The organism is Microbacterium oleivorans (assembly GCF_023715745.1).
Lineage (GTDB): Bacteria > Actinomycetota > Actinomycetes > Actinomycetales > Microbacteriaceae > Microbacterium > Microbacterium oleivorans_D.
Window position 1 is genome coordinate 291,045 of record NZ_JAMBOV010000003.1, and the last position, 15,072, is coordinate 306,116.

Consider the following 15,072-nt stretch of genomic DNA (forward strand, 5'->3'; position numbering starts at 1 on the left):
TGCTCCTACAGTGGAGTCATGCCCCTGTCTGGTCCCCTCTACGAGCGCATCACGACCGCGCCGCCCGTGCCGGCGGGTCTGCCGCTGGTGGTCGCGTTGACCGGCTTCACGGATGCCGGGTCCGCCGTCTCGCGCGTGGTCGACCACCTGCACACCGAGCTCGACCCGCAGCCCGTGATCACCTTCAATCCGGACGTGCTGTTCGATTACCGCGCCCGCCGTCCCCTCATCACCTTCAACGGCGACCACCTCGAGGACTATCAGCCGCCGCGCCTCGACCTCGCCCTCGTGCACGATTCGCTCGGTCAGCCTTTCGTGCTCCTGTCGGGCTACGAGCCCGATTTCGCCTGGGAGGCCTTCGTCGACACGGTGGTCGGGCTCGCCGAGGGACTGCAGGTGCGATCGGTGACCTGGGTGCACGCGATCCCGATGCCCGTCCCGCACACGCGCCCGCTCGGGACCACCGTGAGCGGCAACCGCGCCGAGCTCACCGAGGCGCACTCCGTGTGGAAGCCGCGCACGCAGGTCCCGTCGACTGCGGGACACCTCCTCGAGTACCGGCTCTCCGACGCGGGTGTGTCGGTGTCGGGCTTCGCGCTGCTGGTGCCCCACTACCTCGCGGAGACGGACTTCCCGGCCGCCGCCATCGCGGCTCTCGACAGCGTCTCGGTCGCGACGGGCCTCGTCTTCGACAGCGACACCCTGCGCGAGGAGAATCGCGAGTACCTCGAGAAGGTCGACGATCAGGTCTCCGCCAGCGAAGAGCTCACCGCGATGCTCGGCAACCTCGAGAACCGCTACGACGCGTACATGGCGGGGTCGACACAGGCCCAGCCGATCATCCACACCGGCGACCTGCCGTCCGCGGACGAGCTCGCCGCGGAGCTCGAACGGTTCCTCGCCAATCGTCCGTCCGGGGACGACGACCGCCGCCCCGGCCTCGGCTGAACCGCACGCCTCATCCCCCCCGGCGGCATTCCGCGGGGGAATGCGCACAAGGTATTCGGTGTTGACACGGGTACGTCCTTCATGCATCCGAGACGTATGAGAGAATGGACGAAATGACCCGTTGTCGGGCCCGTGGAATCGCTTCCGTGCGAGTCCGCAGGACTTGACAAGGGTCTTACTAGTGTCCGAAACCCGGCGGAGTGCCGTCGGTGAAAGGCGAAACGTGACTTCGAGCACGAGGACCACCCGTACACGAGCGGTCGAGGCGATCGACGACGCCGACGCGGTCGAGCCTGAGGCGACGACCACCACGGCGAAGAAGGCCCCGGCTCGCAAGGCCGCGGCGAAGAAGCCGGCCGCGACGAAGGCGTCCCCGGCGAAGGCGCGCGCCAAGAAGTCGGACGACGACGAGGACGACGAGGAAGAGATCGACGAGGCCGAGCTCGACACCGACGCCGGTGACGATGCCTCGGACGACGACGTGAAGAAGGATGCCGATAAGCCGGACGACGAGGACGAGCCGGCGAAGCCGGCGTTCACCGAGCCGCTGCCGACCGGCGCGATCGTCATCTCCTCCTCCGACGACGACGAGGTGCCGGTCTACTCGACGCAGATCACCGGCGCCACGGCCGACCCGGTCAAGGACTACCTGAAGCAGATCGGCAAGGTTCCGCTGCTGAACGCGGCCGAAGAGGTCGAGCTCGCGATGCGCATCGAGGCGGGTCTGTTCGCCGAGGAGAAGCTCTCGCACATGACGGCGGCCGAGAAATCGTCGCAGCTCGGGTTGGACCTGCAGTGGGTCGCCCGTGACGGGCAGCGCGCGAAGAGCCACCTGCTCGGCGCGAACCTGCGTCTGGTGGTCTCACTGGCGAAGCGGTACACCGGTCGCGGAATGCAGTTCCTGGATCTCATCCAGGAGGGCAACCTCGGCCTCATCCGCGCCGTCGAGAAGTTCGACTACACCAAGGGCTTCAAGTTCTCGACCTACGCCACCTGGTGGATCCGACAGGCCATCACGCGTGCCATGGCCGACCAGGCGCGGACCATCCGTATCCCGGTCCACATGGTCGAGGTCATCAACAAGCTGGCGCGCGTGCAGCGGCAGATGCTCCAGGACCTGGGTCGTGAGCCCACCCCCGAGGAGCTCAGCCGCGAGCTCGACATGACTCCCGAGAAGGTCATCGAGGTCCAGAAGTACGGTCGCGAGCCCATCTCGCTGCACACGCCCCTCGGTGAGGACGGCGACAGCGAGTTCGGTGACCTCATCGAGGACACCGAGGCGGTCGTGCCCGCCGACGCGGTTGGCTTCACGATGCTGCAGCGTCAGCTCGAGTCGCTCCTGGACTCCCTGAGCGAGCGTGAGGCGGGCGTGATCCGCATGCGCTTCGGCCTCGGCGACGGCCAGCCGAAGACGCTTGACCAGATCGGCGACACCTTCGGCGTCACGCGCGAGCGCATCCGCCAGATCGAGTCCAAGACGATGGCGAAGCTGCGGCACCCGTCGCGGTCGCAGTCGCTCCGGGACTACCTCGAATGAGCGGCGCCGCGAACGAGGGCAAGGAGCTCACGCGAGCGGTCGACGGCGGAACGTTCGCCCGGATCCCGATCCGGACGCACGTCGTCATGCCGGGGGAGGACATCGACGAGATCGTCGCGACGTACGCCTCACCCGAGCTGCAGCCCGGTGACCTGCTGTTCGTGACGGAGAAGATCGTCGCGATCACACAGGGCCGGTCCTTCCTGGTCGACGACATCACGCCGCGCCCGTTGGCCCGCTTCCTGTCGCGGTACGTCGTGAAGACGAAGTACGGCATCGGTCTGGGCATGCCCGAGACCATGGAGATGGCGCTGCGCGAATGCGGGACGCCCCGCATCCTCTTCGCCGCCGGTGTCGCTGCGATCACGAAGCTGTTCGGACGACGCGGCGACTTCTACCGCATCGCCGGCGACAAGGCCCGGTCGATCGACGGTCCGACACCGCACACGATCCCGCCTTACAACAAGGCGGTCGTGCTGGGACCGAAGGATCCGGCAGCGGTGGCTGCGCGTCTGAAAGACCGCCTCGGAGGCGCCTACGAGGTCGCCGTGGTCGACATCAACGACATCGGCGGCAACATCCTCGGGTCGACGCTCGACAAGGCAGGGGAGCAGCGGCTCGTCCGCATCCTCTCGGACAACCCGCTCGGCCAGGGGCATCAGTCCACGCCGCTCGGCATCATCCGTCCGTCGAAGGCCTGATCGTGGGTGCCGTCCACAGGCTCTATCGCCGTGCCCGCTTCTTCGTGCGCCGCGTCGCGAACTTCGACACCGAGCGCGTCCTGCAGTTCGCGCGGCAGGCCGCGCGCCTCTCGAAGGCGCCGTTGTGGTGGGTCGTGGTGGACATGGCGTGGTGCTCGGTCCGCTACGAGACGACGTTCGAGAACTACTCGGAGTGGGACTTCCGGATCCTCACGGCTCGTGAACGCAAGACGTACATGACCGACCCGAAGTCGTTCCACCTGTCGCGTCGGCTGAACGACAACGCACAGCGCGCGATCTTCGACGACAAGCTGCAGTTCGCGACCCGCTTCGGCCCCGAACTGGGTCGCGAGTGGATCGACCTGGGAACGACGGATGCCGCGGCCTTCGCCGCCTTCGTCGATCGCCACGCTCGCATCATCGCCAAGAACCCGGGCGGCGTCGGCGGAAACGGGATCACCCTGGTGGATTCGGTGGACATCGACGACGTCGAGGAGTTTCGTCAGCGGCTGCTCGCCGATGGGCAGACCCTCGTCGAGGAAGTGCTCGTGCAGCACCCCGACATGGCTGCCCTCTACCCGGGAAGCGTCAACTCGCTCCGCATGGTGTCTTACCTGGACCCCGACGGCGAGGTGCACGTGCTCGCGGGCGTCCTGAAGATCGGCAACGGCGGCGTCATCGACAACTTCAGCAACGGCGGCATGTACACGATGCTCGACGAGAGCGGTCGCGCTCTCCACGCCGCCAGCGACGAGGAGGGGCGGCCATTCGCCGAGCACCCGGCGACGGGAACACCCATCACGGGGTTCCAGGTGCCGCTGTACGGCGAGGTGCTCGAGCTCGTCGACCGCCTCGCTCGTCGTGTCCCCGCATTCCCCTACATCGGATGGGACATCGCCATCACCCCCGACGGCCCCGTCGTCATCGAGGGCAACCACAACTCCGGTGTCTTCCAGTCGAAGCCCTCGGTCTCCGGCATCCGCCGCGGTCTGCTGCCCCGCTACCGCGCCGCGATGCGCTTCTGACCGACCCGAACCGAAGGGACCGTCATGCGTCGCATCCGTGTCCGCCTGCAGTACCTCCTCCGACGCGCCCGCAAGCTCCGGCCGGGAAACCTCGTCGAGTTCGCCCGCACCGTGCAGCGGGTCTCGAAGGCGCCGTTGCCGGTGATCATCGCCGACATGCTCTGGTGCTCCGTGCGCTATGACATGGCTTTCCGCGACTACGCGGTGTGGGATATCCGGCTCCTGAACGCCCGCGAGCGCAAGACCTGGATGACGCACCCCAAGTCGTTCCGCATCACGAAGATGTACAACACGCCCGAGGGGCGGTCGAAGCTCGAGGACAAGCGGCGCTTCGCGCGGGAATACGCCGACCTGCTCGGTCGCGAGACGGTCGACCTGCGCGACGTCGACGACGCTCAGCTGGCTGCCTTCCTCTCGCGGCATCCACGCGTGCTGGCGAAGCCGAACGAGGGTCACGGGGGCGGGGGTATCGAGCTCCACGAGGTGACCTCGGACGTCGACGCGGCGCGGTTCCGCGCCGAGGTCACCGCGAAGGGGCAGACGGTGCTCGACGAGTTCATCGTGCAGCACCCCGAGATGTCGGCGCTCTATCCGGACGCGGTGAACACCGTGCGCCTGATCACGTTCCTCGACGGGGAGGACCGTGTGCACCTGCTCGCTGCCGTCCTGCGCATCGGCAACGGCGACGTGATCGACAACTTCGCCTCGGGCGGCATGTTCACGATGCTCGACGACGAGGGTGTCGCGCTGTATCCGGGCGTCGACAAGAACAGCAACGTCTACCGGGAGCATCCGGCGACGGGGACGCCGATCGTCGGGTTCCAGGTCCCGCTCTACAGCGAGGTCCTCGACCTCGTCGCCGCCCTCGCGCGCCGCACACCCGAGGCGCCCTACGTCGGCTGGGACATCGCGATCACCGTGAACGGCCCCGTCGTCATCGAGGGCAACCACAATTCGAGCGTGTTCCAGCCGAAGCCGTCGGCGTCGGGCGTGCGCACCGGCCTGCTCCCCGTCTACCAGGCTGCCGTCGGGTTCTGATCCGGGACGTACGCGAAGGCCCCCTGCACTGCAGGGGGCCTTCGTCGTGATCGGGATGCCGCGGCTCAGACCGATTCGGTCAAGCGGGCTGTCTCGTCGTGCCACGAGGTGGCGACGGCGCGGAGCTTCTCCTCGTACTTGCGGCCGTGGTGGGCGCAGAACAGGAGTTCGCTCCCGTTGACCTCGGCGGCGATGTAGGCCTGGGCTCCGCAGGAGTCGCAGCGATCCATCGCCGTCAGGCGGTGTTCGAGGACGGCTCCGGGCTCGGTGGTGGTCGACGTGCTCATGTCAGGTGCCTCCTCGTACTGCTCAAGACGGGTGAACTGTCAGGCAATACAACCACGCGGATGTTGCCGGTATGCCGCCATTGCATGACATTTCGCTGTGCGCGTACGGTATGCGTCCGCTGTGCGTGACGACCTCGTGACGGCGTGTGTGTCGGTCGGAGTCGTGTCGGGGGCGCCGCATACGATGGGAGATCGTGACAGCCGAGTATTCCGCCCATCATCTCCAGGTCCTGGAAGGGCTCGAGGCCGTGCGCAAGCGGCCCGGCATGTACATCGGATCGACGGACTCCCGCGGGCTCATGCACTGCCTGTGGGAGATCATCGACAACTCCGTCGACGAGGCCCTCGGCGGGTACGGCGACCGCATCGAGATCATCCTGCACGCCGACGGGAGCGTCGAGGTCCGTGACCGGGCCCGTGGCATCCCGGTCGACGTCGAGCCGCGCACCGGTCTCACCGGTGTCGAGGTCGTCTTCACGAAGCTGCACGCCGGCGGCAAGTTCGGTGGCGGCTCGTACGCGGCATCCGGCGGTCTTCACGGCGTCGGCGCGTCCGTCGTCAACGCGCTCTCGGAACGACTCGACGTCGAAGTCGACCGCGCCGGCAAGACGTACGCGATGTCCTTCCACCGGGGTGAGCCGGGTGTGTTCGAGGGCGATTCGCCGTCGTCCGGATTCCGGCCGTTCGAGAAGTCGAGCGAGCTGCGCGTCGTCGGCAAGGCGGCCAAGGGTGTCACGGGTACGCGCATCCGCTACTGGGCGGATCGGCAGATCTTCACGAAGGACGCAGCGTTCGATCTCAGCGAGCTCGAGCAGCGCGCGCGTCAGACCGCGTTCCTGGTCCCCGGCCTCGAGATCGTCATCGTCGACCAGCGGACGGCGGACACCGTCGAGACCAGCTATCGCTTCGACGGCGGCATCTCGGAGTTCGCCGATTTCCTCGCCCCCGACGCTCCGATCACGGACACGTGGCGCCTGACCGGCACCGGCACGTTCACCGAGACGGTGCCCGTCCTGCAGGCCTCCGGAGCGATGGTGCCCACCGAGGTGCAGCGCGAGTGCGAGGTCGACATCGCGCTGCGTTGGGGCACGGGGTACGAGACGGTGACCCGCTCGTTCGTGAACATCATCGCGACGCCGAAGGGCGGCACGCATCAGCAGGGCTTCGAGCAGGGCCTCATGAAGACCCTCCGCGGTCAGATCGAGGCAGGCGCCCGCAAGCTGAAGGTGGGCGCGAACGACAAGATCGAGAAGGACGACATCCTCGCAGGCCTGTCCGCGGTCCTCACCGTGCGTCTTCCGGAGCCGCAGTTCGAGGGCCAGACCAAGGAGATCCTGGGCACCCCCGCCGTCCGCAACATCGTGACGTCCGTCGTGTCGAAGGAGCTGGCCGCGAAGTTCGCCTCGCCCAAGCGTGACGACAAGGCGCAGACGGCGCTTCTGCTCGAGAAGATCGTCTCCGAGATGAAGGCGCGCATCTCGGCGCGTACGCACAAAGAGACGCAACGCCGGAAGAACGCCCTCGAGTCGTCCTCTCTGCCGACCAAACTCGCCGATTGCCGGACGAATGACGTCGCCGAGTCGGAGCTCTTCATCGTCGAGGGTGACTCGGCGCTCGGGACGGCCAAGCACGCGCGCAACAGCGAGTACCAGGCGCTCCTGCCGATCCGCGGCAAGATCCTGAACGTCCAGAAGGCGTCGATCAGCGACATGCTGTCCAACGCCGAGTGCGCGGCGATCATCCAGGTGATCGGCGCGGGCTCCGGTCGCTCGTTCGACCTCGAGGCGGCGCGCTACGGCAAGATCATCCTGATGAGCGACGCCGACGTCGACGGCGCGCACATCCGTACGCTGCTGCTCACCCTGTTCTTCCGGTACATGCGACCCCTCATCGAGGAGGGCCGGGTGTACGCGGCCGTGCCGCCGTTGCACCGCGTCGTCGTGATCAATCCGGGGTCGAAACCGAACGAGACGATCTACACCTACAGCGAGCAGGAACTCCATACGTTGCTGGCGAAGCTCACGAAGGCGGGCAAGCGCTGGCAGGAGCCGGTGCAGCGCTACAAAGGCCTCGGCGAGATGGACGCCGATCAGCTCGCCACGACCACGATGGACCGCGCCGGGCGGACCCTCCGCCGGGTGCGTGTGCAGGACGCCGAGGTGGCGTCGACGGTGTTCGAGCTGCTGATGGGGTCGGAGGTGGCGCCGCGCCGCGACTTCATCGTCACATCGAGCGAACGTCTCGACCGCGAGCGCATCGACGCGTGACCATGGGGTCGTGCGGCAGTAGCGTGAGCGCATGAGCTCCCACCGTGTCGACGCGCCCGTGATCGCCGCAGGCGAGAAGCCGAAGGGTCCGGCGTCCTACTTCCCGAGCATCGAGAAGACCTACGGACAGCCCGTCCAGCACTGGTTGGACCTCGCCGCGGACGCGCTCGACACGAAGACCCACATGGAGGCGGTCGGTCTTCTCAAGGACGAGCACGGGCTGGGTCACGGCCACGCCAATGCGATCGTCGCCTACGTCAAGGCCAAGCTGAAGGCCTGAGTCACAGACGCCGCTCGTGCCGACGCGGCTTGAGATGAGCCGGGGCATCGGAAGCCGGCACCCACTCGCACGTGAACGAGCCGCGGTAGCCGAAGAGGAAGCCGAAGCGGTCGTTGATGACGCGAAGGTCGACGTGGAAGCGGCCATCGGACTCGTCGAACCGCTCCCGGAGCGTCGCGCGGCCGCTGAAGAGCATCGGGAAGCGGAAGGCGATGGGGCCTTCGTAGAAACGTTGCGCGCCACTGCGCAGGAGCAACGACCCGTCGGGCTCCGCGGTCACGTCGAGGTCGACGGCGAGGTGCTGATGCGTGCCCAGGTAGTCGACGATCCCCTGAGGACCCGCCACCATCGTCGCGTCGAAGCGGCGGTCTCTTGCACTGACCCGGTAGTGACGGACGAACGTGACGGTCTCCCGTCCGAAGGGATCGACATAGGGATAGTTCGCGATGGTGAAAGGCACATCCGATCCCACGTCCGGGACGAGGATGTTGCGGAGTCGCCCGATCTGCAGGAACGGCACCGTCCACCACGGCCCGCGCCTGATCTCGGTCATCACGCCGCGACCCACGCAGGCCTCGGCGTTCGTCACACCGATGTCGAAGCGGCGCTGCAGCTGGGGGTGCAGGCGGTCGAACCCGTCGCCCATGGCAGTGCGGAAGAGCGAGGTCATGACGGATCCCGCAGGGTGGCGAGGGTCGCGGGTGCGCCGTCGAGAGCGTGTCGCCCGGCCGGCCGACGACCGCAGCGTGCCGCACGCGGCCGGTCCGAACGGCTCCAGGCGAAGACCGTTCGAAGGGGCCAACGCTCCGGCGGCACTCCCGTCTCGGCCCAGATGCGCAGGCGGTCGAAGCTCCACGCGGTCGCCCAGCCGATGAGCGGACGCACGAGGATGTCGAGGAGTCCCCAGCCCGCGTCGTAGTCGTATCCCGTGACGAAGCGGACGCGGCCGTCGGGGAGGGGGAGGTAGCGCCAGTACCCGCGGCCACCACGAATCGGGGAGAGCCGGTCGCGTGTGGAGAAACGCAGGGCTGACGTGCGGGAGCCGTCGGGCCGCCGCCGCTCGCCGAGGCTGATACCCGTCCCGCGGACGGTGTGGAGCGGAGTCTCGCGCTCGTAGGTGAACCGTCTCGCTCCGGAGGCATCCGTCTCGGTGGGGGTGATGCGCGAGAACCGCACGTCCCATCGCGGGTGCAGATCGGTGTCCTGCGTCAGCGTCCAGATGCGCTCCATGGGCGCCGCGATGTCGATCTCCACGTGAATGCCGCGCCGACGCATCTGCGGCTCTCAGGACACCGCGGTGCCGATGGCGCCGATGACCGCATCGAGGGTCTGTCCCGACGCGTCGCGTTTCGCGCCGGGGTCCGGCAGCTGGCGCACGGCGCCGTCGGTACCCACGGCGCGAGGTGCACCGCCGATCCAGGCGAGCATCAGCGAGTCCTCGCCGCGGAGGAAGCGCTGTGCGCGCACACCGCCCGTCGCGCGTCCCTTTGCGGGGAACTCGCTGAAGGCCGAGACCTTGGCAGACCCGGCGTCGGTGCCCGGCAGCGCGGCGGTCGAGCCTGCGACGGTCGCGACGACGGTGTCCTCCGTCGCGATGACCGCGGTGAAAGCGATCACGCGGGCGCCCTCCGAGAGCCGGATTCCGGCCATGCCACCGGCCGAGCGTCCCTGCGGGCGCACGGCGGTGGCGTCGAAACGGAGCAGCTGCGCGTCGCTCGCGACGAAGACGAGCTCGACGTCGTCCGCCGCGAGAGCGGCGCCCACAACCGTGTCGCCGGGCTTGAGCGCGATGATCTCCACGTCCGGCTTGCCCGCCGGCAGCTCCGTCGCGGCGACCCGCTTCACGACACCGTGGGCGGTGCCCAGCGCGATCGGCGCGTCGCCCGTGAGCGGGACGATCGCCACGACGTGCTCGTTCGCGCTGAGGCCCAGGTACTGGTCGGCGCGCGTGCCCGCCGCGAGCTGCACCGAGTTCGCCGGGACGGAGGGGAGATCGACGGGCGTGAACCGCACCAGGCGGCCCGCGGTCGTCACCGCGCCGAGATCGCCGCGCGTCGTCGCATCCACGGCGCAGCGGATGGCGTCGTGCTTCGAGCGTCGGGCGGGAGCAACGATGCCCCCTCCCGGCACATCGGGCACGAGCTCGGCGCGGACCATGCGGCCCGTCGCGGACAGGAAGACACGACACGGCGCGTCGGCGATCTGGAGGTCGGTGGGCGCGGCGGCGCGACCGCGCGGCGCGACCTGACCGCCGTTCATCAGCAGCGTGCGCCGCGGCGTGCCGAAGGCGTCAGCCGCGGCATCCAACTCCTCGGCGACCTGGCGACGCAGCAGCACATCGCTGGCCAGCAGCTCCTCGAGCGCGGCGATGTCGGCTTTCAGGGTGTCGCGCTCGCTCTCGAGCTCGACGCGCGAGAACTTCGTCAGCCGGCGCAGGCGGAGCTCGAGGATGTACTCGGCCTGCGGCTGCGACAGGTCGAAGACGTCCATGAGTCGCGTCCGCGCCTGGTCGCTGTCGTCCGACGTCCGGATGACCTGGATGACCTCGTCGATGTCGAGGATCGCGATGAGGAGGCCCTCCACGAGGTGCAGGCGTTCCTGCTTGCGGGCCAGGCGGTACCGGCTCCGGCGTGTGACGACCTGGATGCGATGGTCGAGGTACACCCGGAGGAGGTCCTTGAGCCCGAGCGTCTGCGGCTGCCCGGCGACGAGGGCGACGTTGTTGATGCCGAAGGAGTCCTCGAGCGGCGTCAGACGGTAGAGCTGCTCGAGCACGGCGTTCGGGTCGAACCCCGTCTTGACGCCGATGACCAGACGCAGTCCGTTGTTGCGATCGGTCAGATCGGTGAGGTCGGAGATGCCGGTCAGCTTCTTCGCGGTGACGGCGTCGCGGATCTTCTCCATGACGCGCTCCGGCCCGACCATGTACGGGAGTTCGGTGACGACGATGCCGGTGCGACGCGGACCGAGGGACTCGATGGACGTCTTCGCCCGCGTGCGGAACGAACCCCTCCCGGTCTCGTAGGCCTCTTTGATGCCGTCGAGTCCGACGATGACGCCACCGCCGGGCAGGTCGGGTCCCGGCACGAACTCCATGAGCTCATCGAGAGTGGCGTCCGGGTGCTCGAGCAGGTGGATGGCGGCGGACACGACCTCGATGAGGTTGTGGGGCGCCATGTTCGTCGCCATGCCGACGGCGATGCCGGTCGCGCCGTTCACCAGCAGGTTCGGGAAGGCCGCGGACAGCACCTCGGGCTGCTGGAACTGTCCGTCGTAGTTGGGGATGAAATCGACGACGTCCTCGTCGAGGTTCTCCGTGAGCGCGAGAGCGGATGCCGCGAGTCGGACCTCGGTGTACCGCGCCGCCGCCGGTCCGTCGTCGAGTGAGCCGAAGTTGCCGTGGCCGTCGACGAGCGGGACCCGCAGCGCGAAGTCCTGAGCGAGGCGGACGAGGGCGTCATAGATGGCGGAGTCGCCGTGCGGGTGGAGTTTCCCCATGACGTCGCCGACGACGCGGGCGCTCTTCACGTGCCCGCGATCGGGCCGCAGCCCCATCTCGGACATCTGGAACAGGATGCGGCGCTGTACCGGCTTGAGGCCGTCGCGCGCATCCGGCAGCGCGCGCGAGTAGATGACCGAGTAGGCGTACTCCAGGAACGAGCCCTGCATCTCGTCGGCGAGGTCGACGTCCTCGATGCGTTCAGCGGCGGGCGGGGGTGGGGGCGTACGCGATGCCATGGCCTCGATCGGTCCTCGGGAGATGCTGCGGTGATGCTGCCAGGGGTCGGGACGGCGTCTGAGCACCGTGTGGGAGACTGACCCGGATGACTGCCAGCCTACCCGCGGACCCGCCGTCGGCCCGGAGCCTCACCGGTGTCGTGCCGCAGATCCTGGCGTCGTTGCAGGGTCGTGGCGACTGGTTCACGCCGGCCAGATCGGCGATCGTCGTGATGGTCGACGGACTGGGCCGGGCGAACCTCACCGCCCGCGCCGGGTACGCGCGCTTCCTCGCAGGGCGGATGACGAAGAAGGATGCCGCCCGCACCGTCTTCCCTGCGACCACGGCGGCGGCGCTGACGAGTCTTCTCACGGGGGAGTCACCCGGCCGCCATGGTCTGGTCGGCTATCGCGTTCGGGTCCCGGGAACCGACCTGGCGCCGAACCAGCTGAAGGGGTGGGAGAGCGACGGGCTCGACCCGCTGACCTGGCAGCGGAGTGCTCCGATCCTCGAGCGCGAGACGGCGGCGGGGAGGCCGTGCTTCGTCGTCTCGTCGCCGCGGTACGCCACGACCGGGTTCACCCGTGCGCTGCAGCGCGGCGCCGAGTTCGTGGGCGCACCGACGATCGCGGACCGGATGGAACGTTCCGCGGACCTCGCCCTGCAGCATCCGGGGGCACTGGTGTACACCTACGTCCCGGAGCTCGACACCATCGCTCACGCCCGCGGATGGGAGAGCGACGAGTGGTCGGCGGGACTCGAGACGGTGGATGCCGCGGCCCGACGACTCGACGAGGCGATCGGCTCCCACGCCGGCGCGGTGCTGACCGCCGACCACGGAATCGTCGACGTGCCTCGGCACCGGCACCTGCTCCTGCAGGACGGCAGTCCTCTCGTGGCGGACGTCCGGATCGTCGGCGGCGAACCGCGGATGCTGCATCTGTACACGGAAGACGGGCGGGCCGCCGATGTGCTGCGCCGGTGGCGGGAAGCCGAGGCCGGCAGATCGTGGGTGGTGTCACGCGACGAAGCGGTCGCTGCAGGGCTCTTCGGTGAGATCGTGGACCCCGAGGTGCTCCCGCGGATCGGGGACGTCCTCGTCGCGGCGCGGGCCACCGTCGCCTACTACGACGACCGGGAGAGCGACAAGAGGCCGCAGGGCATGATCGGGCAGCACGGCTCACTGACCGATCAGGAACGCGTCGTCCCGCTGGTGCGTTTGGGCACGTTCGCCTGAAGCTCAGCCGTCCTCGGTGCGGGCGCCGAAGACGATCTCATCCCAGGACGGCATCGAGGTGCGTCCGCGACGGCGGGTCTGCTCCGCCGGTGCCTCGGGCGACGCCTCGGGCTCTGCGGGAGCGGGGTCGGCCGGAGCTGCGTCCTCCGTGGTCTCGAACGTGTCGAAGAGAGCGACCGGGGTCGACGACCTCTGTTCGGTCTGCTCGCTCGGCATCGGCTCGCGCTGTCCGCGTCGGCGACGCAACGCCTCGAGGAGATCGGCGGTCTCGGCCGACGTCACGGGAGCGTCCGGAGCGCGCTTGATCGCTGCCTGCTGGACCGCCGGGGACGAGGCCGCCCGGTCATCAGCGGGATCTGCGGAGGTGTCGGATGTGACGACGCCGCGAGGACCGAAGGACTCGCTGTCGAACCGCGTGGCGTCCTTCTGCGGGCTGGTGTCGAGAGCGCGCAGACGCGGGATGAGGCCCTCCGGGAGGGATCCCTGGCGGGAGAGCTGGCTCGCGTCGGAGTTCTGCGGTGCGAGCGACGAGCGGCGCGGGTCGAACGACCACCGTGCGTCGTGCTCCACCTCGCCGACGGTGAACTCGAGCTTGACGGTCCAGCCGTTCTGGTCCTTCCAGCTCGTCCAGCGCTCGCCCGTGGCACCCGCCTCGGTCAGCTTCGCGCGGACCGCGTTGCCGAAGGTGGGCTGCGCGCCGGGATCGAGCTCACCTCCGATCAGGACGGTGACGGCGAGGGCCTGGCCCACGATGTGCTCGCGCTCCGCGAGGACGGGGCCCTCGAAGCGCTGGACGTCCTCGACGCGGACGCCGAGGAGCTGCGCGACGTCCTCCGCCGACATGCCGGCCCGGATGTGCGCCTGGATGTCGCGGGGATTGGGGCGCGCGAGGCGGGGCTCCGCGTCGCGCTGCAGGCGGCGCAATTGCGTGCGCAGCGCCTCGTCGACGGCGAGCGAGAACCGGTCGCCGGCGTCGGTCGCGAGCATGAGGCGACCGTCCTCGGTGCCGATCACTTTGAGCTGTTCCATGCGGACGTCCTCCAGATCCAGCGTGTGCGCCCATGGTGTCACGGAGGGGGCCCCGCGACGGGAATATCCGGGGCGTGCCGCGAGTTTGCGGTGAGGCCCCTCCGAAAGGCGGCGGCGACCCGGCGGCCCATTTGCGATTCACCGGTGCGTGATGCAAACTATGGCCGCCCGAACGGGCCGCACCCCACTGCAACACCCGAAAGTTGAGACGTTCCCGAATGGCCACGGATTACGACGCCCCCCGCAAGACCGAAGACGACAGCGAGTCGATCGAGGCTCTCAAGGAACGCGTCCCGGACAAGATGTCCGGCTCGGTCGACGTCGAGGACTCCGACAACCCGAGCGGTTTCGAACTGCCCGGTGCCGACCTCTCCGACGTCGACCTCGACGTCGTCGTCCTGCCTCCGCAGGAGGACGAGTTCACGTGTGTCGAGTGCTTCCTGGTGAAGCACCGCACCCAGATCGACCACCAGACCTCGATCGGTGCCATCTGCACCGAGTGCGCGGCCTGAGCCGCCCGATATCAGCGACCCCGCTGTGCGCGGGTGATCATCGCCGCCACCCGCTCGGGTGTGCGGGACGAGAACACCCAGCGTGCGGTGGGGTCGTCGTCGTCTGTGACCGGAACCCGGACGACGCCGTCGATGCCGCCGCGGAGCAGGTGCCAGTCGTCGCGTCGCAGTTCGCCGCCGCGTGCCGAGCGGGCCGCCTCGCCGGCGAGGATCTCGGGCTCGCCGAGCTCGTCCACCGGGATGTGGGCGCGTCCGACGCGCAGCTCCCCTTCGCTGACGGACACGACCGGGGCGGCGACGATGAGGGCCGAGACGAGTCCGACACCGACGGCCAGACCGACCACGAGCGCGAGTGTCGTGTCGATGGGGGAGAAGGCCACGGCGGCCATCGGCGCGCACACGGCAGCGCTGACCAGAAGCCACAACGACGGGCTCAGCCGCTCGCGATAGGAGGGCGGAGCGGTGCGGTCGATGTTGTGCATTAGCCTCGGGG

At 68.8% G+C, this 15,072-nt stretch carries 15 protein-coding genes; 9 read left to right on the forward strand and 6 right to left on the reverse strand.

Going from position 1 to position 15,072, the window contains the following annotated elements:
• Positions 1-18 precede the first annotated feature (18 nt).
• The 5 genes from M3190_RS09355 (at position 19) to M3190_RS09375 (ending at position 5,249) form a co-directional block, all read left to right on the forward strand.
• On the forward strand, positions 19-948 hold the full coding sequence (locus M3190_RS09355) for a proteasome assembly chaperone family protein (RefSeq protein ID WP_251580694.1): 930 nt from the start codon (positions 19-21) through the stop codon (positions 946-948).
• A gap of 223 nt (positions 949-1,171) precedes the next feature.
• Positions 1,172-2,485, forward strand: a complete 1,314-nt coding sequence (locus M3190_RS09360) for an RNA polymerase sigma factor (protein WP_251580695.1) — start codon at positions 1,172-1,174, stop codon at positions 2,483-2,485.
• A complete protein-coding gene (locus M3190_RS09365) occupies positions 2,482-3,186 on the forward strand; it encodes a coenzyme F420-0:L-glutamate ligase (protein WP_251580696.1) in 705 nt (234 codons plus the stop codon). The genes M3190_RS09360 and M3190_RS09365 overlap by 4 nt, the downstream gene beginning before the upstream one ends.
• Before the next feature lie 2 nt (positions 3,187-3,188).
• Entirely contained in the window at positions 3,189-4,211 is a 1,023-nt protein-coding gene (locus tag M3190_RS09370) for a sugar-transfer associated ATP-grasp domain-containing protein (protein WP_251580697.1), read from the forward strand.
• A gap of 24 nt (positions 4,212-4,235) precedes the next feature.
• Positions 4,236-5,249 carry a sugar-transfer associated ATP-grasp domain-containing protein gene (locus M3190_RS09375; protein WP_251580698.1) on the forward strand — a complete coding sequence of 338 codons (1,014 nt, stop codon included), beginning with the start codon at positions 4,236-4,238 and terminating at the stop codon, positions 5,247-5,249.
• Between the two features lie 65 nt (positions 5,250-5,314).
• Here the strand turns inward: M3190_RS09375 and M3190_RS09380 are convergent, their stop codons facing one another.
• Positions 5,315-5,536: a DUF7455 domain-containing protein gene (locus M3190_RS09380; RefSeq protein ID WP_018186680.1), complete on the reverse strand. Its 222-nt coding sequence runs from the start codon at positions 5,534-5,536 to the stop codon at positions 5,315-5,317.
• A gap of 194 nt (positions 5,537-5,730) precedes the next feature.
• Here M3190_RS09380 and M3190_RS09385 point away from each other — a divergent pair, with 194 nt between their 5' ends.
• Positions 5,731-7,803 (forward strand): DNA gyrase/topoisomerase IV subunit B, encoded by a 2,073-nt coding sequence (locus M3190_RS09385; RefSeq protein ID WP_439958021.1) that lies wholly within the window; start codon positions 5,731-5,733, stop codon positions 7,801-7,803.
• A 31-nt stretch (positions 7,804-7,834) separates the two neighbouring features.
• Positions 7,835-8,083 (forward strand): DUF4287 domain-containing protein, encoded by a 249-nt coding sequence (locus tag M3190_RS09390; protein ID WP_251580699.1) that lies wholly within the window; start codon positions 7,835-7,837, stop codon positions 8,081-8,083.
• 1 nt (position 8,084) lies between these two features.
• Here M3190_RS09390 and M3190_RS09395 read toward each other — a convergent pair whose 3' ends face one another.
• Genes M3190_RS09395 through M3190_RS09405 form a run of 3 tightly spaced genes read right to left on the reverse strand, consistent with a single transcriptional unit; the run spans position 8,085 to position 11,821 of the window.
• Positions 8,085-8,753, reverse strand: coding sequence for a DUF4166 domain-containing protein (locus M3190_RS09395; RefSeq protein WP_251580700.1), 669 nt, complete (start codon positions 8,751-8,753; stop codon positions 8,085-8,087).
• A complete protein-coding gene (locus M3190_RS09400) occupies positions 8,750-9,337 on the reverse strand; it encodes an SRPBCC family protein (protein ID WP_251580701.1) in 588 nt (195 codons plus the stop codon). The genes M3190_RS09395 and M3190_RS09400 overlap by 4 nt, the downstream gene beginning before the upstream one ends.
• 30 nt (positions 9,338-9,367) lie before the next feature.
• The gene (locus tag M3190_RS09405; protein ID WP_251580702.1) at positions 9,368-11,821 is read right to left on the reverse strand and encodes a DNA gyrase/topoisomerase IV subunit A; all 2,454 of its coding nucleotides are present in this window, start codon (positions 11,819-11,821) and stop codon (positions 9,368-9,370) included.
• Between the two features lie 86 nt (positions 11,822-11,907).
• Here M3190_RS09405 and M3190_RS09410 point away from each other — a divergent pair, with 86 nt between their 5' ends.
• Positions 11,908-13,038, forward strand: coding sequence for an alkaline phosphatase family protein (locus M3190_RS09410; protein ID WP_251580703.1), 1,131 nt, complete (start codon positions 11,908-11,910; stop codon positions 13,036-13,038).
• A 3-nt stretch (positions 13,039-13,041) separates the two neighbouring features.
• Here M3190_RS09410 and sepH read toward each other — a convergent pair whose 3' ends face one another.
• Entirely contained in the window at positions 13,042-14,067 is a 1,026-nt protein-coding gene (gene sepH / locus M3190_RS09415) for a septation protein SepH (protein WP_251580704.1), read from the reverse strand.
• A gap of 218 nt (positions 14,068-14,285) precedes the next feature.
• Between sepH and M3190_RS09420 the strand changes: the two genes are divergently transcribed.
• Positions 14,286-14,579: a DUF4193 domain-containing protein gene (locus M3190_RS09420; protein ID WP_018186686.1), complete on the forward strand. Its 294-nt coding sequence runs from the start codon at positions 14,286-14,288 to the stop codon at positions 14,577-14,579.
• Positions 14,580-14,590: 11 nt separating this feature from the next.
• Here the strand turns inward: M3190_RS09420 and M3190_RS09425 are convergent, their stop codons facing one another.
• Entirely contained in the window at positions 14,591-15,061 is a 471-nt protein-coding gene (locus tag M3190_RS09425) for a DUF3093 domain-containing protein (RefSeq protein WP_251580705.1), read from the reverse strand.
• Between the last annotated feature and the right edge of the window lie 11 nt (positions 15,062-15,072).